20 protein-coding genes are annotated in these 23,044 nt (G+C 68.2%); 10 read left to right on the top strand and 10 right to left on the bottom strand.

Annotation, left to right across the window (positions count from 1 at the left end; all coding sequences use genetic code 11):
• Positions 1 to 64 precede the first annotated feature (64 nt).
• Positions 65 to 1,321 (top strand): MFS transporter, encoded by a 1,257-nt coding sequence (locus tag ACWGIH_RS15150; RefSeq protein WP_453451493.1) that lies wholly within the window; start codon positions 65 to 67, stop codon positions 1,319 to 1,321.
• Between the two features lie 113 nt (positions 1,322 to 1,434).
• Positions 1,435 to 1,908, top strand: a complete 474-nt coding sequence (locus ACWGIH_RS15155; RefSeq protein WP_453451494.1) for an LppU/SCO3897 family protein — start codon at positions 1,435 to 1,437, stop codon at positions 1,906 to 1,908.
• 104 nt (positions 1,909 to 2,012) lie between these two features.
• Here ACWGIH_RS15155 and ACWGIH_RS15160 read toward each other — a convergent pair whose 3' ends face one another.
• On the bottom strand, positions 2,013 to 3,479 hold the full coding sequence (locus ACWGIH_RS15160; RefSeq protein ID WP_453451495.1) for a CCA tRNA nucleotidyltransferase: 1,467 nt from the start codon (positions 3,477 to 3,479) through the stop codon (positions 2,013 to 2,015).
• Between the two features lie 193 nt (positions 3,480 to 3,672).
• On the opposite strand from ACWGIH_RS15160, the gene ACWGIH_RS15165 reads away from it, so the two are divergent.
• The 7 genes from ACWGIH_RS15165 to trxA all read left to right on the top strand — a co-directional run bounded on the left by ACWGIH_RS15165 (position 3,673) and on the right by trxA (position 13,388).
• Positions 3,673 to 6,018: a DUF6049 family protein gene (locus tag ACWGIH_RS15165; protein ID WP_453451515.1), complete on the top strand. Its 2,346-nt coding sequence runs from the start codon at positions 3,673 to 3,675 to the stop codon at positions 6,016 to 6,018.
• A gap of 47 nt (positions 6,019 to 6,065) precedes the next feature.
• Positions 6,066 to 8,336 carry a murein biosynthesis integral membrane protein MurJ gene (murJ, locus tag ACWGIH_RS15170; RefSeq protein WP_453451496.1) on the top strand — a complete coding sequence of 757 codons (2,271 nt, stop codon included), beginning with the start codon at positions 6,066 to 6,068 and terminating at the stop codon, positions 8,334 to 8,336.
• 118 nt (positions 8,337 to 8,454) lie between these two features.
• Positions 8,455 to 10,164 carry a protein kinase family protein gene (locus ACWGIH_RS15175; protein ID WP_453451497.1) on the top strand — a complete coding sequence of 570 codons (1,710 nt, stop codon included), beginning with the start codon at positions 8,455 to 8,457 and terminating at the stop codon, positions 10,162 to 10,164.
• A gap of 32 nt (positions 10,165 to 10,196) precedes the next feature.
• Entirely contained in the window at positions 10,197 to 10,931 is a 735-nt protein-coding gene (gene sigM / locus ACWGIH_RS15180; protein ID WP_453451498.1) for an RNA polymerase sigma factor SigM, read from the top strand.
• 452 nt (positions 10,932 to 11,383) lie between these two features.
• Positions 11,384 to 11,869, top strand: coding sequence for a hypothetical protein (locus ACWGIH_RS15185; protein ID WP_453451499.1), 486 nt, complete (start codon positions 11,384 to 11,386; stop codon positions 11,867 to 11,869).
• Between the two features lie 183 nt (positions 11,870 to 12,052).
• Positions 12,053 to 13,012, top strand: a complete 960-nt coding sequence (gene trxB, locus ACWGIH_RS15190) for a thioredoxin-disulfide reductase (RefSeq protein WP_453451500.1) — start codon at positions 12,053 to 12,055, stop codon at positions 13,010 to 13,012.
• A 43-nt stretch (positions 13,013 to 13,055) separates the two neighbouring features.
• Positions 13,056 to 13,388: a thioredoxin gene (gene trxA / locus ACWGIH_RS15195; RefSeq protein WP_190082982.1), complete on the top strand. Its 333-nt coding sequence runs from the start codon at positions 13,056 to 13,058 to the stop codon at positions 13,386 to 13,388.
• A gap of 107 nt (positions 13,389 to 13,495) precedes the next feature.
• On the opposite strand, the gene ACWGIH_RS15200 is transcribed toward trxA, so the two are convergent.
• The 9 genes from ACWGIH_RS15200 to rpmH all read right to left on the bottom strand — a co-directional run bounded on the left by ACWGIH_RS15200 (position 13,496) and on the right by rpmH (position 20,424).
• The gene (locus tag ACWGIH_RS15200) at positions 13,496 to 14,113 is read right to left on the bottom strand and encodes a GNAT family N-acetyltransferase (RefSeq protein ID WP_363210329.1); all 618 of its coding nucleotides are present in this window, start codon (positions 14,111 to 14,113) and stop codon (positions 13,496 to 13,498) included.
• A gap of 307 nt (positions 14,114 to 14,420) precedes the next feature.
• Complete coding sequence (locus tag ACWGIH_RS15205) at positions 14,421 to 15,533, bottom strand: ParB/RepB/Spo0J family partition protein (protein ID WP_453451501.1); 1,113 nt, start codon at positions 15,531 to 15,533, stop codon at positions 14,421 to 14,423.
• A complete protein-coding gene (locus tag ACWGIH_RS15210) occupies positions 15,530 to 16,606 on the bottom strand; it encodes a ParA family protein (RefSeq protein WP_453451502.1) in 1,077 nt (358 codons plus the stop codon). The genes ACWGIH_RS15205 and ACWGIH_RS15210 overlap by 4 nt, the downstream gene beginning before the upstream one ends.
• A gap of 285 nt (positions 16,607 to 16,891) precedes the next feature.
• Entirely contained in the window at positions 16,892 to 17,608 is a 717-nt protein-coding gene (gene rsmG / locus ACWGIH_RS15215) for a 16S rRNA (guanine(527)-N(7))-methyltransferase RsmG (protein WP_453451503.1), read from the bottom strand.
• Between the two features lie 99 nt (positions 17,609 to 17,707).
• Positions 17,708 to 18,229 (bottom strand): Jag family protein, encoded by a 522-nt coding sequence (locus tag ACWGIH_RS15220; RefSeq protein WP_363210333.1) that lies wholly within the window; start codon positions 18,227 to 18,229, stop codon positions 17,708 to 17,710.
• A 14-nt stretch (positions 18,230 to 18,243) separates the two neighbouring features.
• Positions 18,244 to 19,536 (bottom strand): membrane protein insertase YidC, encoded by a 1,293-nt coding sequence (gene yidC / locus ACWGIH_RS15225; RefSeq protein WP_453451504.1) that lies wholly within the window; start codon positions 19,534 to 19,536, stop codon positions 18,244 to 18,246.
• 3 nt (positions 19,537 to 19,539) lie between these two features.
• Complete coding sequence (gene yidD, locus ACWGIH_RS15230) at positions 19,540 to 19,899, bottom strand: membrane protein insertion efficiency factor YidD (protein ID WP_453451505.1); 360 nt, start codon at positions 19,897 to 19,899, stop codon at positions 19,540 to 19,542.
• Positions 19,896 to 20,267 carry a ribonuclease P protein component gene (rnpA, locus tag ACWGIH_RS15235; protein WP_363210336.1) on the bottom strand — a complete coding sequence of 124 codons (372 nt, stop codon included), beginning with the start codon at positions 20,265 to 20,267 and terminating at the stop codon, positions 19,896 to 19,898. Before rnpA ends, yidD begins: the two co-directional genes overlap by 4 nt.
• 19 nt (positions 20,268 to 20,286) lie before the next feature.
• On the bottom strand, positions 20,287 to 20,424 hold the full coding sequence (rpmH, locus tag ACWGIH_RS15240; RefSeq protein ID WP_006381191.1) for a 50S ribosomal protein L34: 138 nt from the start codon (positions 20,422 to 20,424) through the stop codon (positions 20,287 to 20,289).
• A gap of 367 nt (positions 20,425 to 20,791) precedes the next feature.
• Here rpmH and dnaA point away from each other — a divergent pair, with 367 nt between their 5' ends.
• On the top strand, positions 20,792 to 22,684 hold the full coding sequence (gene dnaA / locus ACWGIH_RS15245) for a chromosomal replication initiator protein DnaA (protein ID WP_453451506.1): 1,893 nt from the start codon (positions 20,792 to 20,794) through the stop codon (positions 22,682 to 22,684).
• Positions 22,685 to 23,044: the final 360 nt, after the last annotated feature.

The raw sequence follows: 23,044 nt of genomic DNA on the forward strand, positions 1-23,044 counted from the left end.
ACGGCTGTTGAGGGTCCCCGGGCAATCCGCCCGGGGACCCTCCTCGTATGTGAGGCTGGGGATCATGGCTGTCGTCGGTGACCTGCGCGTACTGCTGCGCCTGCGGGACTTCCGGCGGCTGCTCGCCGTGCGGCTGATCTCCCAGGGCGCGGACGGCGTCTATCAGGTGGCCCTCGCCACGTACGTCGTCTTCTCGCCGGAGAAGCAGACCTCGCCGGGCGCCATCGCCTCCGCGATGGCGGTGCTGCTCCTCCCGTACTCACTGGTCGGCCCCTTCGCCGGCGTCCTCCTCGACCGCTGGCCACGCCGTCAGGTTTTTCTCTACGGCAACCTGCTGCGGACCGCTCTCGCCTCGGTGACCGCGGTGCTGATGCTGAGCGGCGTACCGGACTGGCTGTTCTACGCCTCCGCGCTCTGTGTCACGGCCGTCAACCGTTTCGTCCTCGCCGGGCTCTCGGCCGCGCTGCCGCGTGTGGTCGACGCCGAGCGCCTGGTGGTGGCCAACTCCCTCTCACCGACTGCGGGAACGCTCGCCGCCACCGTGGGCGGTGGCCTCGCGTTCGTCGTGCGCCTGGTGGGCCCCGACTCGGACGCGGCGGTCATCCTGCTCGGGGCCACCCTGTATCTCTGCGCGGCGCTCGCCTCACTACGGATGGCGCGTGAGCTGCTGGGTCCGGACCCGGAGGTGGTGCAGCCTCGCCTCGTCGCGGCGTTGTCCGGCACGGCGCGGGATCTGGTGTCCGGGGTGAGGCATCTGTCGCAGAGACGCCCGGCCGCCCGTGCGCTGCTCGCGATGACGTTCATGCGGTTCTGCTACGGCGCCCTGACGGTCATGGTCCTGATGCTCTGCCGGTACGCGTGGTCGTCCTCGGAGTCCGACGGGCTGGCCCTGCTCGGGCTCGCCGTGGGGGCCTCGGGGGCGGGCTTCTTCGCTGCGGCCGTGCTGACTCCCTGGGCGGTGAGCAGACTGACGGCCGGCGGCTGGATCATCACCTGCGCGGGCGCCGCAGCGATCCTGGTACCGGCGCTCGCCCTCCCCTTCACGCCGACCCCGCTCCTCATCGCCGCGTTCCTGCTGGGGCTGACGACGCAAGGGGCGAAGATCGCCACGGACACGGTGGTGCAGTCGGCGGTGGAGGACAACTTCCGTGGCCGGATCTTCTCGGTCTACGACGTCCTGTTCAACGTCGCGTTCGTCGCCGCGGCGGGAGTGGCGGCGCTGATGCTGCCACCTGACGGCCGATCGGTGCCGCTGGTGGTCACGGTGGCCGTTATCTACGCAGCAATTGCTGCCGCTATGGCCAGATTTGGCGTGCAGTAAGTGTCACATCAGTGACACAGAGCACCTCTGGGCTTCAGAGATGTCCCCGCATCCCTATAACTTACGGACGTCGTATCCGCGCCATTGCGCTTCCGTTCGAGGGGGACCCCCAAGTGACTACTCCGCCCCAGGGCCAGAATCCGTACGGCCAGGGCGTGCAGCCGCACCCCGGGCAGCCGGGCCAGCCCGGTCAGCCCACCGTGCCGCAGCAGCCTTACCCGCCGTACAACCAGGGGGCGCCGGTTCCTCCGCCGGCCGCACCGAGTGGTGGTCGCGGCAAGAAGCTCATGCTGCGCATCGGTGGCTTCATAGTCGTCGCCATCCTTATCGCCGCCGGTAAGTGGTACTTCGGCCAGAGCGACGCCGAGACGACGGCCGTCGGTGACTGCCTGCACAACAAGGGCACACAGTCCGCGCCGGACCTCAAGAACACCGACTGCTCCTCGAGCGACGCCGAGTTCGAGGTCATCGAGAAGTTCGACAACACGAGCAGCGTCAGCAAGTGCGAAGCGGTCAAGGGGACCGAGGTCTCCTACTACCAGACCGGTAGCGGCCACGACGTGGTGCTCTGCCTGAAGAACAAGTAGCGCCTACGCGAAGGGGGGGCACTGTTTCACGTGAAACAGTGCCCCCCCTTCGCATGTCCGGATCCGGGGCGATGTTTCACGTGAAACATCGCGCCTGGCCCCTCTCACTCCTGCGCGGCCCACCACTCCTTGAGCGCCGCGATCGCCGCGTCCCGCTCCATGGGTCCGTTCTCCAGCCGCAGCTCCAGAAGGAACTTGTAGGCCTGGCCGATCGCCGGGCCCGGCCGTACATCCAGGATCTCCATGATCTCGTTGCCGTCGAGATCCGGGCGGATGGAGTCCAGCTCCTCCTGCTCCTGGAGCCGCGCGATGCGCTCCTCAAGGCCGTCATACGCACGCGACAGCGCATTGGCCTTGCGCTTGTTACGCGTCGTGCAGTCGGACCGGGTCAGCTTGTGCAGCCGGTCGAGGAGGGGGCCCGCGTCGCGTACGTAACGGCGTACGGCGGAGTCCGTCCACTCACCCGTCCCGTAGCCGTGGAAGCGCAGGTGCAGCTCCACCAGACGCGAGACGTCCTTGACGAGCTCGTTGGAGTACTTGAGCTCCGTCATCCGCTTCTTGGTCATCTTGGCGCCCACCACCTCGTGGTGGTGGAAGGAGACCCGGCCGTCGTCCTCGAAGCGTCGCGTCCGCGGCTTCCCGATGTCGTGCAGCAACGCCGCGATCCGCAGCGTCAGGTCCGGGCCGTCCTCCTCCAGCGCCATCGCCTGCTCGAGGACGATCAGCGAGTGGTCATAGACGTCCTTGTGACGGTGGTGCTCGTCACTCTCCAGACGCAGCGCCGGAAGCTCCGGCAGCACACGGTCGGCGATACCTGTGTCGACAAGTAGAGCCAGCCCCTTCGCCGGGTACGGCGAGAGGATCAGCTTGTTCAATTCGTCACGGACACGTTCCGCGGAGACGATGTCGATGCGCTCGGCCATGGCCTTCATCGCCGCGACGACCTCCGGAGCCACCTCGAAGTCGAGCTGCGCGGCGAACCGGGCAGCCCGCATCATGCGCAGCGGGTCGTCGGAGAAGGAGTCCTCCGGGGTCCCTGGGGTGCGCAGGACACGCTCCGCCAGGTCCTCGAGCCCTCCGTGCGGGTCGATGAACTCCTTCTCCGGGAGAGCGACGGCCATCGCGTTGACAGTGAAGTCACGGCGCACGAGGTCTTCCTCGATGGAGTCGCCGTACGACACCTCGGGCTTGCGCGAGGTCCTGTCGTAGGCCTCGGACCGATATGTCGTGACTTCGATCTGAAAGCGCTGATCAGCGTCTCCGACGCGGGCGTCCTTCTGGCTCCCGACCGTGCCGAAGGCGATCCCGACCTCCCAGACCGAGTCCGCCCACGGCCTGACGATCTTCAGTACGTCCTCGGGCCGGGCATCTGTCGTGAAGTCCAGGTCATTGCCGAGCCGGCCAAGGAGCGCGTCTCTGACCGACCCACCGACCAGGGCGAGAGAGAACCCGGCCTCCTGGAAACGGCGGGCAAGGTCGTCCGCGACAGGGGACACACGCAGCAGTTCACTGACCGCGCGGCGCTGCACCTGACTCAGTGCGCTGGGATTTTCTTCATTGGCGTTCGGCACAACAGAAAAGGGTACGTGCCCCGGACGCCCCCAGCCGCCCCGTTTTCGGCGGGGCCTCCAGGGTCGCGCGCCCCTCTCCGGCCAGGTCTTCCGATCATGTGGAGCAGTCCGCGGCACTTCGCCACAGCGCACCTCGTTACCATGCGTGGACGCACAACCGACGACCACTGACGACAACGAGGACGGGCAACGCGTGGCCGAGGCGGCAGACTTCCCGGGGACCAGTCCCTCACCTGCCCGCCGGTGGCTGCGGCGTACGGCAGCGTTGCTGGCTGGGGCCCCATTGCTGGCCGGCGTGTTGCAGCTGTCGGCAGAGCCGACAGCACACGCCGCGACGCCGAGCGCGCCGGCAGACGCCACCGGTTCGAACACCGTCGACGTCTCGCTCAACAAACTCACACCCACCGCGCCGACGGACGGCGACACGCTCACGATCTCCGGCACCGTCACCAACGAAAGCAAGCAGCCGGTGACAGGGGCCCAGGTCGGGCTGCGCCTGGGGCCGGTCCTGAACGGCCGGAGCCAGATCGACTCCGCCGCCAAGCGCACCGGCTACCGGCCGGGAGCCGACGGCACCGAGGTGGGCGGCAAGTACGTCAAGAAGTTCGCCAAGCTCGCCCCCGGCATCCGCCAGGACTTCAGCATCTCCGTCCCGGTCAAGGCCTTGGACCTCGGCGCCGACGGTGTCTACCAGCTGGGCGTCTCGCTCACCGGCCGGACCACGGCCCAGCCGTGGTCCCAGGTACTCGGCTTCGAGCGGACGTTCCTGCCGTGGCAGTCGGGCGCCGCCGACACCAAGACCAAGACGACTTACCTGTGGCCGCTCATCTCCACCTCGCACCTCACGGCGGAGACCGGCTCGGACGAGCAGCAGACGCCCGTCTTCACGGACGACGACCTGGCCAAGGAGCTCGCTCCGGGCGGTCGCCTGGAGCAGATGCTGTCCCTGGGCCGTCAGCTCGATGTGACCTGGGTCGTCGACCCCGACCTGCTGGCCTCGGTCGACCACATGACGCGGAACTACCGGGTGCAGACCGCCGACGGCAAGGGCACCACGGCGGGAAAGAACCAGGCCCTCGCCAAGGAGTGGCTCAACAAGCTCGAGCAGACCGTGAAGAACAAGAAGGTCGTCGCGCTGCCCTTCGCCGATCCCGACCTGGCCTCGCTGGCCCACAACGGCAGGACCGTCACCGGCTCCCTGGGCCAGCTCAAGGACGCCACTGACGCGGGGGCACTGGCCGTGGATTCCATCCTCCACGTCAAGCCGCAGTCGGACTTCGCATGGCCCGTGGACGGCGCCCTCGACCCGTCGATCGTCGACGTCTCCACCTCGGCGGGCGCCCACTCGGTGATCGCCCGGAGCGACAGCCTGCGTGAGGGCAACGCGCTGCCGTACACGCCCAACGCCGCCCGGCCCATCGGTGGCGGCACGACGGCCGTGGTGGCCGACGCACGCCTGTCCACGGCCTTCCAGGGCGACATGACGGGGGCCGAGAACTCCACGCTCGCCGTGCAGCAGTTCCTCGCCCAGAGCCTGATGGTCACGCTGCAGGACCCGGACAAGCAGCGGAGCATCGTGGTGGCCCCGCAGCGCATGCCGTCCGCCAGCCAGGCCCAGTCGATGGCCAAGGCCCTGACCGCGCTCTCCGAAGAGCGCTGGTCCGAGCCGCAGGATCTCTCGGCCGCGGCCAAGGCGAAGCCGGACCCGGCGGCCACGACCCAGGTCCCGTCGGCCAGGTCCTATCCGGCGGCGCTGCGCAAGCAGGAGCTGCCGAAGTCGGCCTTCACGTCGATCCAGGGCACCAAGAACAAGCTCAACCGTTTCCAGACGATCCTCAGCGAGCCCGACCGCGTCATCACACCCTTCGGACGGGCCATAGACCGCGAGATGTCCACGTCCTGGCGGGGCAGGGCCGCTGAGGCAGCGACATTCCGCCAGGGCGTGGCGGCCTACCTGACCACGCTCGTCGAGCAAGTGGCGCTGATCGACAAGTCGGACGCGAAGCTCTCGGGGCGCAGCGCGACGATCCCCGTGACGGTGCAGAACAACCTGGTGCAGGGCGTCGATCACATGGTTCTGCGCCTGACGTCGGAGAACCCCACCCGTCTGAAGATCGGTGGCAAGGCCTACTCGGAGCAGGAGGTCAGGGTCTCGGGCGGGCATGCCCAGTCGGTGAAGTTCACCACCACGGCCAATGCCAACGGCCCGGTCCCTGTCTACGCCCAGCTCTACACCGAGGACGGGCAGCCGTACGGCAAGAGGGTCCAGTTCGATGTGAACGTCACCGAGATCACCCTCACGGTGATGCTGGTCATCGCGGGCGGCGTGCTGCTCCTCGTCCTCGCCGGATTCCGGATGTACACCCAGCGCAAGCGGGCCGCCCGGAAGCAGGCGGAGGAGGGCCCTGAGGACGGGCCTGACGGCGAGTCCGGCACGGAGCCCGGGGAGGACGACCCCGAGCAGCCGAGTGACCCGACACCGGACACCGCTCCGGAAAGCACCGACCCGTCGGACACGGGTGAGAGAGTGGACCGTTGAGCGATGTCGTGGCCGGTGGGCCCGGGGACGATGAGGTGGGGTAATCCATGAACGCGCCGTACGACGGTGACCGTGGCCAGGGTGCGGGCGGTTCCGGTCCTCCTGAGGACGGGCAGGTGCCACCCCAGCCTGCGCCGGACGTCTACCTCCAGGATGCCTACGACCAGGATCCCTACCGGGCACAGGATCTCGCCGCCCAGGACCCGGTGACCGAGGCGCTGTACGACCGCGCCGCGCACCCCCCGCCGCCGCCCGGCTACTACCAGGACCCTCAGCCGCTCTACGCTCAGCCGCCCTCCCCTCAGCACGCCCCGGACCCTCGCGTGTGGGCGCAGACCCCGGCCCCCGAACCCGAAGGCCCGACCCGGCACCTCCCGTACGGTGACGACGCCCGCACGACGCAATTCGTGGGCGTCGACGACCTGGTCACCCAGGCCGGCGAGGAGCGCCACGAGCCGGACGCCTTCGCCCACCTCTTCCGGGACCAGCAGCCCGGCGGCTACCGCGAGCAGTCCGGTGGCTACCAGCAGGACGGCTACCCCCAGGGCAACGGCTACCCGCAGAGCCCTGGGTACCCCGAGGGCGACGGGTATCAGCAGCAGGGCGGCTACCAGCCCGCCGAGCCTCCGATGGTCCCGGCACCGGCAGCTCCCCCGGCCCCCGCCCCGGCCCCGAAGTCGGGCGGCGGCGGGCGGGCATCGAGCCTGCTGAAGTCGAGCGCGGTGATGGCCGCGGGCACGATGGTCTCGCGCCTCACCGGCTTCGTGCGCACCATGGTGATCACCGCGGCCCTCGGCGCCGCGACGCTCGGAGACGCCTGGACCGTCGCGTACACGCTGCCGACGATGATCTACATCCTGACCGTCGGCGGCGGCCTCAACTCCGTGTTCGTGCCGCAGCTGGTGCGAGCCATGAAGGACGACAAGGACGGCGGCGAGGCATACGCCAACCGTCTGCTGACCCTCGTCATGGTCGCGCTGGGGCTCATCGTCGGCCTCGCCGTCTTCGCGGCTCCGCTGCTGGTCAAGCTCATGTCGACCCCCATCGCGAACGACGAGGCGGCCAACAACGTCGCGGTCACCTTCGCCCGCTACTGCCTGCCCACCATCTTCTTCATGGGCGTGCACGTGGTGATGGGCCAGATCCTCAACGCCCGCGGCAAGTTCGGCGCGATGATGTGGACGCCGGTCCTCAACAACATCGTCATGATCTTCACGTTCGGCCTGTTCATCTGGGTCTACGGCACTTCAGGCGACTCCGGCATGGACGTGCATACGATCCCGGCGGACGGTGTCCGTCTCCTCGGCATCGGCACCCTGCTCGGTCTGGTGGTCCAGGCCCTGGCGATGATCCCGTACCTGCGCGAGACGGGCTTCCGGTTCCGGCCGCGCTTCGACTGGAAGGGCCACGGCCTCGGCAAGGCGGTCAAGCTCGCCAAGTGGACGGTGCTCTTCGTCCTCGCCAACCAGGCCGGCGTGCTCGTCGTCACCCAGCTGGCCACCGCAGCGGGCAAGGCCTCCGGCAAGGACGGCTCGGGCATCATGGCCTACTCCAACGCCCAGCTGATCTGGGGCATGCCGCAGGCCATCATCACCGTCTCCGTCATGGCGGCCATGCTGCCCCGCATCTCGCGGTCGGCCCACGACAACGACCCCGGCGCGGTTCGTGACGACATCTCGCAGGGACTGCGCACCTCCGCGGTGGCGATCGTCCCGGTCGCCTTCTCGTTCGTCGCCCTCGGCGTCCCGATGTGCACCCTGCTCTTCGCCTCCAGCGGCAGCCAGGCCGCCCAGTCCATGGGCTTCGTCCTGATGGCGTTCGGCCTGGGGCTGATCCCGTACTCGGTGCAGTACGTCGTCCTGCGCGGCTTCTACGCCTACGAGGACACCCGGACGCCCTTCTACAACACGGTCATCGTGGCCGCCGTCAACGCGGCGGCGAGCGTCCTGGCCTACGTGCTCCTGCCCGCGGAGTGGGCCGTGGTCGGCATGGCCGCCTCGTACGGCCTCGCCTACGCGGTCGGCGTCGGTGTCGCCTGGCGCAGGCTGCGCAACCGCCTCGGCGGCGATCTGGACGGCACTCAAGTCCTGCGTACGTACGCCCGGCTCTCCATGGCGTGCATCCCCGCGGCCCTTCTCGGCGGCGCCGCAGGTTACGGAATCCTCAAGGCTCTGGGCGACGGCGCGGGCGGTTCCCTGATCGCCTTGGTGGTCGGCGGAGTCATTCTCGGCGGTGTCTTCTTCGTGGCCGCCCGAAAGATGCGGATTGCGGAGCTCAATTCGATGGTCGGGATGGTCCGCGGCCGTCTCGGACGGTGAGATACAGGGGTTCGCACAACCATCACCGGCCACCGCGTGTCGTGCATAGCGCCGGACTGTGGGCACAATTGGCTTTGGCGTCTGACGAAGCGCGATGGATGGGGAGGCAGGAACGACGGTGGCGGAACGGAGCACGGCTGCCGTCGACGTGGCAGACAACAGCGGCGATGAGCCGCTGACCGCGAAGGCGGACGAGGCCACGGCCGACGGGGTGGCCCAGACCCGGGAGCGGGAAACGGCAGAAGAAGGCGCAGCAGAGATGGGTGAGCCCATGGGCGCGGGGGCGGCATCACCCCCCGAGCTGCACAGCGGCCACAAGCTCGCCAGACGCTACCGACTCGAAGAGTGCGTCACCCGTCTGGACGGTTTCAGCAGCTGGCGTGCGGTGGACGAGAAGCTCCGCCGGGCTGTCGGCGTGCACCTGCTGCCGGCCGACCATCCGCGGGCACGATCAGTGCTCGCCGCGGCCCGCTCGTCGGCGCTGCTCGGCGATCCCCGATTCGTCCACGTCCTGGACGCGGTCGAGGAGAACGACCTCGTCTACGTGGTGCACGAGTGGCTGCCCGACGCCACGGAACTGACCGCGCTGCTCGCCGCCGGTCCTCTCGAGGCACACGACGCGTACCAGCTCGTCAGTCAGGTCGCCCAGGCCATGGCGGCCGCCCACCGCGAGGGGCTCGCCCACCTGCGGCTGACCCCGAGCGCGGTGCTGCGGACGTCCTCCGGTCAGTACCGCATCCGCGGCCTCGCCGTGAACGCGGCGCTTCGCGGCATCAGCTCGGACACCCCGCAGCGCACGGACACCGAAGCGATCGGCGCGCTCCTGTACGCCTCGCTGACCCAGCGCTGGCCGTACGAGGACGACGCGTACGGCCTCTCCGGGCTCCCCAAGGGCGTCGGCCTCATCGCCCCCGACCAGGTGCGCGCAGGCGTGCACAGGGGCCTCTCCGAGCTCGCCATGCGCGCGCTCGTGAACGAGGGCGCGACGGCCTCCCGCCAGGAGCCGCCGTGCACGACGCCGGAGGAGCTGGTGAAGGCGATCGGCGAGATGCCGCGCATCCGCCCTCCGGAGCCCGCGTTCACCGCACCGCCCGAGTACCAGCGCACGACTTATCAGCAGGGCACGTACGGCCGCACGACGCCCCGCCCGGGCGCCACCCAGCCGGTCCCCACCCCGCCGCCCCCGCTGCAGAGCCGTACCGGCAAGGCCCTCAAGTGGGCCGTGTCCGCACTGCTCATCGCCGCCCTGGGGCTCGGCAGCTGGCAGCTCGCCGACGCACTGATGGACCGCGGTAACTCCGATGAGCCCGGGAACACGGACACCTCCGACGAGGGCGACAAGAACAAGCCGAAGCCTGCGGAGCCCATCACGATCTCCGATGGCCGGGAGTACGTCCTCGACGGCAATGCGCAGAACCCCGAAAGCGTCCCCAACTCCTACGACGGCAACAAGTCGACGTACTGGCGGACCAACAGCTTCATAGACGGCCCTCGGCTGGCGCCCTACAAGTCCGGCGTCGGCATCATCTATGACCTGGGCAAGGAGCAGGACGTGTCGAGCGCGTCGATCCAGCTCCGCGACGCTGGGGACCACACGACGGTCAAGCTCTACGCCGCGGACTCGTTGTCCTCCACGACGCCTCCGACCGGCATGAAGGCGATCGGCGGCGGCACGACCACGGGCACCACGGTGACGGTCAAGGCGAAGAAGCCGGTCAAGACACAATTCGTGCTCGTCTGGCTCACCGATGTACCGAAGTCGGCCGGTGACGAGTACAGCCGTGCTGGGTACAAGCAGGCCATCACGGAAGTGAAGTTCGCAGGCTGAGGCCGAGGCTCACCGGGGGAGGGGGTTCGACGGTGGACGACACCACGCACGGCGAGATGAGCGACCAGGACCTCTTGGCCCGCCACGTGGCAGGAGACAAGGACGCCTTCGGCGAGCTCGTCCGGCGCCATCGCGACCGCCTGTGGGCCGTGGCCCTGCGCACGCTGGGCGACCGCGAGGAAGCCGCTGACGCCGTCCAGGACGCCCTGGTCTCCGCCTACCGCGCCGCCCACACCTTCCGCGGTCAGTCGGCCGTCACGACGTGGCTGCACCGGATCACCGTGAACGCCTGCCTCGACAGGGCCCGCAAGGCGGCGTCCCGCAAGACGTCCCCCATCGACGACACCGAACGGCTCGAGCAGCTCCTCGACCCGCATGAGTCGGCGGAAGCGCCCGTCGAGCGCGGCGATCTCCACCGCGAGCTCATCGAAGCTCTGGGCACCCTGCCGCACGACCAGCGCGCCGCCCTCGTCCTCGTGGACATGCAGGGCTACCCGGTGGCCGAAGCTGCCAGCGTGCTGGAAGTACCCACCGGCACCGTGAAGAGCCGTTGCGCTCGCGGCAGAGCCAGACTGCTGCCGCTGCTCACCCACCTGCGTAGCGAACCCCGTAAGCAGAGCGGAGACGGCGGCGACGACGAGCAAGACAAGAAGTCTGGCCCGGGAAGGAACCGGACGCAGGGGACATCCGTCCCACCTGCAGCGGGGCCACGGGACGCGGGACCAAGCGATTCAGCTGCTGTGAAGGGCGGAGGTGGGCGAGCGTGACAACCACGACCGATTCGGCCGGGCACCCAGAAGTCGCCGAGATCTCCGACCTCACGGAGGGGTTGCTGCCTCCGTCCCGGACCGTCGATGTCCGACAGCACCTGGACGACTGTGAGCTTTGTGCCGACGTCTACGACTCCTTGGAAGAGATCCGGGGGATTCTCGGCACTCTGCCGGGGCCGCCACGGATGCCGACCGATGTCGCAGGACGGATCGACGCCGCACTGGCGGCGGAGGCACTCCTTGACTCCATCGCACCCGGATCCGTCGAGGCGATGGATCCAGAACCAGAACCAGAACCGAAGCCGACGGCCGCCGCACGTGTTTCACGTGAAACATCGCCCGCCTCCGCGCAACGCGCCGAGCCCGCCGACCGTCCCGCGGGGCACTCCCGCGCTGCCACTGGGCCTGGACGACGCAGTCGCTTGCGGGGCGGCCGACGGCGCAATGTAGTGCTGGGTGCCGTTTTCACGGCGGCCGCGATCGGTCTGGGTTCCTTGCTGCTGCAGAACATGGGCGGCGACTCGGGTGAGACGGCTTCGGAGCACAGCGACTCCGCCCACGCCTTCTCCGAGGACAAGCTCAAGGGTCAGGTGACGGACCTGCTCGCCAAGGCGCCCACCACCGGTCCCGAGTCCGGCAGCGACAAGCCGTCCTTCGACGTGCGGTCCAGCCCGGAGTCTCCGAAGGAACAGAAGATGCGCGAGGCCACGGTCACCGTCCCGACGTGCATCCAGCTCGGCATCGGCGACAGGACCCCTCTCGCCGCCGAAGAGGGCACCTATAAGGGGAAGGACGCCTACCTCGTCGTGGCGTCCCATGACTCCGACACGACGAAGGTCTCCGCGTACGTGGTCGACGCGACGTGCGTGGACAAGGCGTCGTCGGCCTCCGCTGCGGGCAAGGTTCTGCTGACCAACTCCTACGCGCGGCCCTGACCTCCCCACCACTGCGGCGAGAGACCCGGCTCAACGTGGCATCCTGGCGTCCCCTGACATGCTTCCGTGCGCTCGGACACGTCGGGAATGCATGCCCCGTAGGATCCGTTGGGTGGGATGAGAGACCTGAGACAGGCACCCACCAGCAGTACGCAGCAGTCTCCAGAGACGAGGAATCAAGCCGTGACCGACGTCCGTAACGTGATCATCATCGGCTCCGGGCCCGCCGGCTACACGGCGGCGCTCTACACCGCGCGAGCGTCGCTGAAGCCCCTGGTGTTCGAGGGCGCCGTCACCGCAGGCGGTGCGCTGATGAACACCACCGAGGTGGAGAACTTCCCCGGCTTCCAGGACGGCGTCATGGGCCCCGAGCTCATGGACAACATGCGGGCCCAGGCCGAGCGCTTCGGCGCCGAGCTGGTGCCGGACGACGTGATCTCCGTCGACCTCACCGGCGAGATCAAGACCGTTACGGACACGGCGGGCACCGTGCACCGCGCGAAGACCGTCATCGTCACGACGGGCTCCCAGCACCGCAAGCTCGGCCTGCCGAACGAGGACGCGCTTTCTGGCCGCGGCGTCTCTTGGTGCGCGACCTGCGACGGCTTCTTCTTCAAGGACCAGGACATCGCCGTGATCGGCGGCGGCGACACCGCGATGGAGGAGGCCACCTTCCTCTCGCGCTTCGCCAAGTCCGTGACGATCGTGCACCGTCGCGACAGCCTGCGTGCGTCCATGGCGATGCAGGAGCGCGCGATGGCCGAGCCGAAGATCAGCTTCGTCTGGGACAGCGAGGTCGCCGAGATCAAGGGCGAGCAGAAGCTCTCCGGCCTGACGCTGCGCAACCTGAAGACGGGCGAAACCTCCGAGCTGCCCGTGACCGGCCTCTTCATCGCGATCGGCCACGACCCGCGCACGGAGCTCTTCAAGGGCCAGCTCACCCTGGACGACGAGGGCTACCTGAAGGTGGACGCCCCCTCGACCCGGACGAACGTGCCCGGCGTGTTCGGCGCCGGTGACGTCGTCGACCACACGTACCGCCAGGCGATCACGGCGGCCGGCACCGGCTGCTCCGCCGCCCTGGACTCCGAGCGGTTCCTCGCTGCCCTCGTGGACAGCGAGACGGCCGCCGCCACCGTCTGACATCCCCTCCTCCCCACCGCATCACCGAGTTAAGGAGCCCGCCGTGGCCGGCACTCTGAAGAACGTGACCGACGCCTCCTTCGAGGAAGACGTCCTGAAGAACGACAAGCCCGTCCTGGTGGACTTCTGGGCTGCATGGTGCGGACCGTGCCGCCAGATCGCGCCGTCGCTTGAGGCGATCGCGGCCGAGCACGGCGACAAGATCGAGATCGTCAAGCTCAACATCGACGAGAACCCCGGCATCGCGGCCCGGTACGGCGTCATGTCCATCCCGACCCTGAACGTGTACCAGGGCGGCGAGGTGGCCAAGACGATCGTCGGCGCCAAGCCGAAGGCGGCCCTGGAGCGCGACCTCGAGGACTTCATCTCCGAGTAACGAGCGACGCCACAACAGGCGACGCGTTGTTTCACGTGAAACACGAATGGGCCAGCCCTGCAGGGCTGGCCCATTCGCATGACAGGGGTCGTCGGCGCCGGGCAAGATCAGAGCGGCCGGAGCACGGGCTCCTTCTGCACCGCCCCCAGCAACCGATCGAGCGCCATCTCGACGTCTTCCTTCCAGGACAGCGTCGTACGCAGCTCAAGCCTCAGCCGCGGGTATGAGGGGTGTGGACGGACCGTCTTGAAGCCCACCGCCAGCAGGTGATCGGCGGGGAGCACACAGGCGGGCTTCTCCCATCGGGCATCCCCGAAAGCCTCGATCGCCTTGAACCCCCGACGCAGCAGATCCTTCGCCACTGTCTGGACGATGACACGGCCGATCCCCTGGCCCTGATAACCCGGCATGATCCACGCGGTCATCAGCTGCACGGCATCGGGGGACACGGGGCTCGTCGGGAAGGCGGTGGCACGAGGCACATAGGCCGGCGGGGCGTACAGCACGAAGCCCACCGGAAGATCGTCGACGTAGACGACCCGACCGCAGGACCCCCACTCAAGCAGGACCGCGGAGATCCACGCCTCTTTTTCGAGCTCGGGCGTACCCGCCTTTACCGCGGCCTGGCCACTGACCGGGTCCAGCTCCCAGAAGACACACGTCCGGCAACGCTGGGGAAGGTCCGGAAGGTTGTCCAGCGTGAGCGGTACGAGCCGACGCCCCATGAAGGCTGTTCCTCACTTCCTTCGCCCGCCGCATCACGGGCGGCAGTCAGAGCGCTCCGTTCCTTCAGCAGGCTGCCGACGAATCCGCCGACAGCTCCTAGCCCAAGGCCCGCAGTCATCAATCCGGTCCGGCTCACCGATCGCATGGCCCTCCCCCTCCCCAATGAGGTGCCGCCAGCTGGATGTGCCATACCCACTCGCATCGTATCCACGAAGCGATTGCACCGATACCGTAGGAAAGCAAAGAGCGGGCCGTGTTCCGGGACACACCGGACACGGCCCGCTCTCGGCGGACTGACTGATGGGCTCAGGCCTCTTCGCCCTCGGACGTGTCGTCCTCGGCGGAGTCCTCGGCGAGCCCGTTCTTCAGGACCGGCCCCTCGCCCGGAGCGAGCGTCGCGAGGATGCGCTCCAGGTCCTCCAGCGAGGCGAAGTCGACGACGATCTTGCCCTTCTTCTGCCCCAGGTCCACCCTCACGCGGGTCTCGAACCGGTCGGAGAGTCGAGTGGCGAGGCTGGTCAGCGACGGCGACACCCGACCGCCCGCACGCGGCCCCTTGGCCCGCGGCGTACTCTGCGGCCGCGAGCCCATGAGGGTCACGATCTCCTCGACAGCACGCACCGAGAGCCCCTCGGCCACGATCCGGTGCGCCAGGCGGTCCTGCTCTTCCGAGTCCTCGACGGACAGCAGAGCACGAGCGTGGCCCGCGGAGAGCACTCCGGCAGCGACCCTGCGCTGAACCGCCGGGGACAGCTTCAGCAGCCGCAGCGTGTTCGAGACCTGCGGGCGGGAACGGCCGATCCGGTCCGCCAGCTGATCGTGAGTGCAGTTGAAGTCCCTGAGTAGCTGGTCGTAGGCGGCAGCCTCTTCCAGCGGGTTCAGCTGCGCACGGTGCAGGTTCTCCAGGAGAGCGTCCAGGAGGAGCTTCTCGTCGTCCGTCGCGCGGACGATCGACGGGATGCGCTCAAGCCCTGCCTCACGGCAAGCCCGCCAGCGCCGCTCGCCCATGATGAGCTCGTAGCGCGAGGGCCCTACCTGCCGTACGACGACAGGTTGGAGAAGCCCGACCTCCTTGATGGAGGTCACCAGCTCTGCGAGGGCATCCTCGTCGAAGACCTCACGGGGCTGCCTCGGGTTGGGCGTGATGAAGTCGAGAGGCAGCTCGGCGAAGTGCGCACCGACGGGACTCTCCTCGGCCTCCACCGCTTCGTTCAGCGGCTGCTCCGTTTCATGTGAAACGGGGCTCTGCGGGAGCGCCGCCACCTTCGCGGCCGCCACACCCCGCTCGGCGGTGAGTACCGGTACGGCACTGGGCGAGGCCGAAGCTCCACTCATGGCCTGGGCGGTCGACTTCTCCGTCGGGGCCGCAGGGATCAGGGCGCCGAGGCCTCGACCCAGCCCTCTCCGTCGCTCGCTCACTGCATCCCCTCCGTCGTGCTGTGCTGATCATTCTGAGCGCCCATGTGGGCGTGCTGTACGTCGTAGCGAATGCCGACGCCGCGTAGCGCGATCTCCCGTGCCGCCTCGAAGTACGAGAGGGCACCGCTCGATCCCGGATCGTAGGTGAGCACGGTCTGGCCGTAGCTCGGCGCCTCGGAGATGCGGACCGAGCGGGGAATGCTCGTCCGCAGGACCTCCTCGCCGAAGTGGGTGCGCACCTCGTCCGCCACCTGGGAGGCGAGCCGGGTCCGGCCGTCATACATCGTGAGCAGGATCGTCGAGACATGCAGATGGGGGTTGAGATGCCCCCGCACCAGGTCGACGTTGCGCAGGAGCTGGCCGAGGCCTTCCAGTGCGTAGTACTCGCACTGGATGGGGATCAGCACCTCCGCGCCGGCAACCAGGGCGTTGACCGTCAGAAGCCCGAGCGACGGCGGACAGTCGATGAGGACGTAGTCCAGCGGCTGCTCGTACGCCTGGATCGCCCGCTGCAGTCGGCTCTCCCGTGCCACCAGCGACACCAGCTCGATCTCCGCACCGGCGAGATCGATGGTGGCCGGGGCGCAGAAGAGTCCTTCGACATCGGGGACCGGCTGCACGACTTCGGAGAGCGGCCTGCTGTCGATCAACACGTCGTAGATGGACGGCACTTCCGCGTGGTGGTCGATACCCAGAGCCGTGGAGGCGTTGCCCTGCGGGTCGAGGTCGATGACCAGGACGCGCGCGCCGTGCAGAGCGAGTGAAGCGGCGAGGTTGACGGTTGTCGTCGTCTTGCCCACTCCACCCTTCTGGTTGGCAACCACCATGACTCGGGTCTGCTCGGGTCGTGGCAGGCCTTCGCCTGCACGGCCCAGGGCTTCCACCGCCAGTTGGGCAGCACGACCGATGGGGGTGTCGTCCATCGGGGGCGGTGTTTCACGTGAAACATCCTCCCCCGCCGACTCGGTACGGGGACCGGGGACCGGATCGGTCATCGGTCCCGCGATGTTGGCGTCGGACCGCAAGGATTCACTCTCCTCGACTTCAGGCTCGCAATGAACAGAGCCTCCCATGCTTTGAGGGTCGTGAACCAGCGAGGCCCGGTCTTCTGTGGACGAATCCACCTCTGTGGACAACTCCGTTCCCTTATCGAGGGAACCGAGTGGCCGACGCTCGCGAGGTTCCGCAGCGCGGCCGCGACTGATGATGCCATGCAGCAGTGAGCGACGTTTCACGTGAAACACGATGCACGGCAGCCGGGGTGCCGCATGCGCGACACCCCGGTATGCGTACGTTTGGCAGCTTTTGTGGAGTACGGCTCGTCGTCAGGACGGATCAACGACGAGGGTGGGGACCGCTCAGCGGCGACGTCGGGTACGCCCGGTCCGGGCAGCCTTCGCGCGCTTGGCCGCGAAGCGCACACCGCCGGGGCTCTCCCCGACCTCGACCCGTACGACCGTGGACAGCGGGTCCACCACGCCCTCACCGACATGCAGCACCGAGGTGGTCACCGCGCCGAGCTTGCTCAGCGCGGCCCCGGCACCCTTGACCTCTTCCTCGGCCGTGTCGCCCTTGAGTAGAAGCATCTCCCCATAGGGGCGCAGGAGCGGCACTCCCCAGGCCGCGAGGCGGTCCAGTGGCGCCACCGCCCGCGCGGTCACCACGTGGACGGGAGGCAGCTTGCCAAGAACCTCCTCGGCGCGCCCCCGCACGACGGTCACATGGTCGAGCCCGAGCAGCTCGACCACTTCGGTGAGGAAGGTGGTCCGCCGCAGCAGAGGTTCAAGCAGTGTGATCTTGAGATCCGGGCGGACGAGCGCCAGCGGAATGCCCGGCAGGCCCGCTCCCGAGCCGACGTCGCACACCATCACGTTCTCGGGCACGACCTCGGAGAGGACCGCGCAGTTCAGCAGGTGCCGCTCCCACAGTCGAGGCACTTCGCGCGGGCCGATCAGCCCGCGCTGCACTCCCGCGTCGGCCAGCAACTCCGCGTACCGGACCGCGTCCGAGAAGCGCTCACCGAATACCGTCCGGGCCTGCTCGGGCGCCGGGGGGAGCTCCGCTGCCTCCGTCACGGGGACCGTCCTTCCGTACCGCACTGGGGTGGCTGACTATCAGGCTGACAAAGACCGGCCCCGCCTGCGAACAGACGGGGCCGGGGAAACAACGTGCGATCAGGCGGGAAGTACGACGACGAAGCGCTGCGGCTCCTCGCCCTCGGACTCGCTGCGCAGACCGGCGGCCTTGACCGCATCATGCACGACCTTGCGCTCGAAGGGCGTCATCGGCTTGAGGTTGACCGGCTCACCCGAGCTCTTCACCTCGGCCGCGGCCTTGGCACCCAGCTCGGAGAGCTCCTCGCGCTTCTTGGCGCGGTAGCCCGCGATGTCCAGCATGAGGCGACTGCGGTCACCGGTCTCGCGGTGTACGGCGAGACGCGTCAGCTCCTGGAGCGCCTCCAGGACCTCACCGTCACGGCCGACGAGCTTCTGCAGGTCGCGGCTGTGCGAGTCGCTGATGATCGAGACAGCGGCGCGGTCGGCCTCGACGTCCATGTCGATGTCGCCGTCGAGATCGGCGATGTCCAGCAGACCCTCGAGGTAGTCCGCCGCGATCTCACCCTCCTGCTCAAGGCGGGTGAGGGTGTCGCCGGCCTCGACCTCGGCCTCGGCGGGGGCGGTGGTGCCTTCCGTCACGGGATGGACTCCTTCTACTTCTTGGACGGGTGCTTGGGCCGCTGCTGGCCCTTGCGCTGCCCCGACTTGGCTTGGCGTGCGTTACCTGACCCGGACTTGCCGCCCTCGGGCTTGCCCTGGGGAGCGGCGTCCTCAGGCTCGTCCTGAGTCTTCTCCAGTGACGTCTTCGCGTCCGAAGGCGTCTCTGTGTCGCTCTCCGCCTTGCCGTGTGTGGCGGCGGACTGGCGCTGCGACTTGCTCTGGCGCTTGGGCTGCTGCCGCTTCGGGGTAGCGCCGCCGACGGGAGCCCCGTCCTCGGTCTCCGTGGCGACAGCGGAGTCGCTCGGCGCGACGGAGCCGTCGGTCTGGGCCACGAGGCCCGCCTTGCTCAGGCCGTTGATGAACTTGCGCTCGAACTCGTTGCGGTCACGTCCCTTGGCGACGATCGCCTTCATGACGTTCACGTTGCCGCGGCCCCGCACCTTCTTGTGGTGCGTGATCTGCTTCTGCAGGCGCTCGAGATACGCGGCCTGAGCCTTGGAGCCCGGGGTCGGGTTACGGCGGATCACGAACATCTGCTGACCCATGGTCCACACGTTGGTGGTCAGCCAGTAGACGAGAACACCGACCGGGAAGTTGATGCCGAACACGGCGAACATGATCGGGAAGACGTACATCAGCATCTTCTGCTGCTGCATGAACGGCGTCTTGACCGTCGTGTCCACGTTCTTCGTCATCAGCTGGCGCTGGGTGAAGAACTGCGACGCCGACATCAGGATGATCATGATGGCGGTGACGACGCGGACGTCGGTCAGCGACGCGTGGAGCGCCTCGACCTTCTCCTGGCTGTCCATGAACTTCGCGGCCAGCGGGGCGCCGAAGATGTGCGCCTTCTGCGCACTCTCGAGCAGCGGCTTGTCGATGACGCCGATGGTGTCGTTCGACGCGATGCCGGAGAGCACGTGGTAGAGGGCGAAGAAGAACGGCGACTGCGCCAGGATGGGAAGGCACGAGGAGAGCGGGTTGGTGCCCGACTCCTTGTACAGCTTCATCATCTCTTCGGACTGACGCTGCTTGTCGCTCTTGTAGCGTTCCTGGATCTTCTTCATCTCGGGCTGCAGCGTCTGCATCGCCCGGGTCGCCTTGATCTGCTTCACGAAGAGCGGGATCAGGCAGATACGGATCAAGATCACCAGGGACACGATGGACAAGCCCCAGGCCCAGCCCGTGTCAGGACCGAAGATGGCCCCGTACAGCGAGTGGAACTGGACGATGACCCAGGAAACGGGTGTCGTGATGAAGCTGAACAGACTGGCAATCGTGTCCACTAATCAGGCTCCTTGAGCATGGGACGGGGTCTCGGCGGCCGGGCTCGGGGTATCCGGGGAAATCTCCTCGGAGGGCACGCCAGCGGCGGAGGGCCCGCCCTTGCGCTCGCGCCACATGGCGCGCAGCATCTCGTGCCACCGCGGACGCTTGCGCGGCGGGACATGGTCGACACCACCGAGCGACCACGGATTGCACCGCAGGATGCGCCAGGCCGTCAGCGCCGTTCCCTTGATCGCACCGTGCCGGTCGATGGCCAGGTAGCCGTAGCGAGAGCACGACGGGTAGTACTTGCACACCGGACCAAGCAGCGGACTGATCGTCCACTGATACAGCTTGATCAGAGCCAGCAGTGGGTACTTCATCGAGCGCCCCCTCCCAGCAGCCGCTGAAGAGCGGCGTCCAGGTCTTGGGCCAGCTGTGCATGGGCGGCGTCGCCCGATCCGGGCAACGCTCGTACGACTACCAGGCTACCGGGGGGCAGCTGGCCCACCCGGTCGCGCATCAGATGGCGAAGCCTGCGCTTCACCGTATTGCGTACGACTGCTCCGCCAACGGCCTTGCTCACGACGAAACCCGCACGCGTCGGGGGAACGCTCTCCCCAGGCGCGTGCGGGTCCGTTGCACCGCTACGAAGATGGACGACGAGAAGCGGGCGTCCGGCCCGTCGTCCTCGGCGTACCGCGGTCGCGAAGTCTTCGCGCCGCCTCAGCCGATGCTCGGTAGGCAGCACGACGTCATGACCTAAACGATTAGGCGGAAAGGCTGGCGCGACCCTTGCCACGACGGTTCGCGAGGATCGCGCGGCCGGCACGGGTGCGCATCCGCAGGCGGAAGCCGTGGGTCTTGGCGCGGCGGCGGTTGTTCGGCTGGAAGGTGCGCTTGCTCACTCGGGGGCTCCAGAAATGATTGTGTGGTGGCGGGACATCGCCTGGCTGTCACCGTGCGCCCACGAGAAGCTCGCGAATACGCACCGAGTGCACCGCTTCACAATCACAGATCGTGATCTTTGCCCATCGGAGGCAGGCGGCAGCAGCCATCGACAACTCGACCTGGTCACGGTACGCGGGGCTACGCCATCCGGTCAAACCGACCGTCAGGGAGAGACACTGTGCACAGCCTGTGGACAACAACTTGAACCGCAGCCGTTGCCCTGACTACCTTGGCCAAACTCCGATTCATTCCCTTCTCCCTCCCCATCCCGATTTCCGTCCCACGAATCACACCTTCGTGGGACCCCGTGAGAGAGCGTGCCTTGTGGCTGATGTACCTGCCGATCTTGCCGCAGTGTGGCCACGAGTTCTGGAGCAGCTGCTGGGTGAGGGGCGGGGACACGGAGTAGACGCGAAGGACGAGCGCTGGATCAAGCGCTGCCAGCCACTGGCGCTGGTCGCCGACACCGCCCTGCTCGCCGTGCCGAACGAGTTCGCCAAGGGCGTGCTCGAAGGCCGCCTGGCCCCCATCGTCAGCGAGTCGCTGAGCCGCGAGTGCGGCCGACCGATCCGTATCGCCATCACGGTGGACGACTCGGTCGGCGAGCCCATGGACCGACCCGGCCCCACGCCGCCGCCGTACCAGCAGCAGCCAGGCCAGCAACAGCAGCAGCGCTACGAAGAGCCGGAGCAGCACCCGGGCCCCAATCAGGGGCACGAGCCCTACGACGGTTACGGCCGCCGTACCTCGGACGACCACGCCCCGGGCCACGGGCCCGACCAGCTGCCGACCGCCCGCCCGGCGTACCCCGACTACCAGCGCCCCTCGCCCGGCGCCTGGCCGCAGCAGCAGCCGCCCCAGCAGGACGACTACGGCTGGCAGCAGCAGCGGCTCGGCTTCCCCGAGCGGGACCCGTACGCGAGCCCGCAGCAGCAGCCCCAGCACGACTACCGGTCGCAGCCCCCGCAGGGGCGCTCCCCCTATGAGCAGCACCGCCAGGACCGGCAGGAGCAGCAGGACCGTCACGACCGGCACGACAGACGTGAGCGTCACGACCAGTCGCAGGGATCCGGCGGCCACGACCCCAGGGGCAGCGGCCACGGCAACGGCCACGGTGTCCACGGCAGCGGCACCCCCGGCCCGCTGGCCGCTCAGCCGGCCCCGGCGTCGGCGCCCGGCGAACCCACCGCGCGCCTCAACCCGAAGTACCTCTTCGACACGTTCGTGATCGGCGCCTCGAACCGTTTCGCACACGCAGCGGCCGTCGCCGTGGCCGAGGCGCCCGCCAAGGCGTACAACCCCCTCTTCATCTACGGAGAGTCCGGGCTCGGCAAAACGCACCTGCTGCACGCCATCGGTCACTACGCCCGCAGCCTCTACCCCGGCACGCGCGTGCGCTATGTGAGCTCCGAGGAGTTCACGAACGAGTTCATCAACTCCATCCGCGACGGCAAGGGCGACACCTTCCGCAAGCGGTACCGCGAGATGGACATCCTGCTCGTCGACGACATCCAGTTCCTCGCGAGCAAGGAGTCGACGCAGGAGGAGTTCTTCCACACCTTCAATACGCTCCACAACGCGAACAAGCAGATCGTGCTCTCCAGCGACCGGCCGCCCAAGCAGCTGGTGACGCTGGAGGACCGGCTGCGCAACCGCTTCGAGTGGGGACTGATCACCGACGTCCAGCCGCCGGAGCTCGAGACGCGTATCGCCATCCTTCGTAAGAAGGCGGTGCAGGAGCAGCTCAACGCCCCGCCGGAGGTCCTGGAGTTCATCGCGTCCCGTATCTCACGCAACATCCGTGAACTCGAGGGCGCGCTGATCCGGGTCACGGCCTTCGCCTCGCTCAATCGGCAGCCAGTGGACCTGGGCCTGACGGAGATCGTCCTGAAGGACCTGATCCCGGGCGGCGAGGACGCCTCTCCGGAGATCACGGCTCCGGCCATCATGGCCGCGACCGCGGACTACTTCGGTCTGACGGTGGACGACCTCTGCGGATCCTCGCGTAGCCGTGTGCTGGTGACGGCCCGCCAGATCGCGATGTACCTCTGCCGCGAGCTGACGGATCTCTCCCTGCCCAAGATCGGCGCGCAGTTCGGCGGCCGCGACCACACGACGGTCATGCACGCGGACCGCAAGATCCGCGCGTTGATGGCCGAGCGACGCTCGATCTACAACCAGGTCACCGAGCTCACCAACCGCATCAAGAACGGCTGACGCAGAGCCGGCACGCACGCTCACGGCTGCGCCGAGAGCCACGGAGACGTAGCGCCGACACGTCACGAAGGGCGCCCAGGACCAATGTCCGGGGCGCCCTTCGCCGTTGTGCACGCGCGCGTGCAGCTCGCTACGAGGCGGATTCGAGCCGGAGCTGAGCCGGATCCGCACCCGATCCGAGTCCGATCCGAGCCGCACGACGCCCCTCGCTGTTCGATTTCCCCAGCTGAGAGGCCTGTTCTCCACAGATGTGCGCACTTTTTCCCCTCCACACCCTGGGGACCGGGAAGTTGTCCAGACTCTGTCCACAGGGGACCCTGCTGAAGGATCATCAAGCCAGGTCACGTGGTTGTGGATTGG

The sequence above is a fragment of the Streptomyces sp. NPDC054872 genome (genome assembly GCF_053610705.1).

Excerpts from the sequence above, each read along its gene's own strand:
- ACWGIH_RS15200 (WP_363210329.1), bottom strand. The coding sequence starts at position 14,113 with ATGGGGCGTCGGCTCGTACCGCTCACGCTGGACAACCTTCCGGACCTT.
- murJ (WP_453451496.1), top strand. The coding sequence starts at position 6,066 with ATGAACGCGCCGTACGACGGTGACCGTGGCCAGGGTGCGGGCGGTTCC.
- yidD (WP_453451505.1), bottom strand. The coding sequence starts at position 19,899 with ATGAAGTACCCACTGCTGGCTCTGATCAAGCTGTATCAGTGGACGATC.
- ACWGIH_RS15210 (WP_453451502.1), bottom strand. The coding sequence starts at position 16,606 with ATGGGAGGCTCTGTTCATTGCGAGCCTGAAGTCGAGGAGAGTGAATCC.
- ACWGIH_RS15150 (WP_453451493.1), top strand. The coding sequence starts at position 65 with ATGGCTGTCGTCGGTGACCTGCGCGTACTGCTGCGCCTGCGGGACTTC.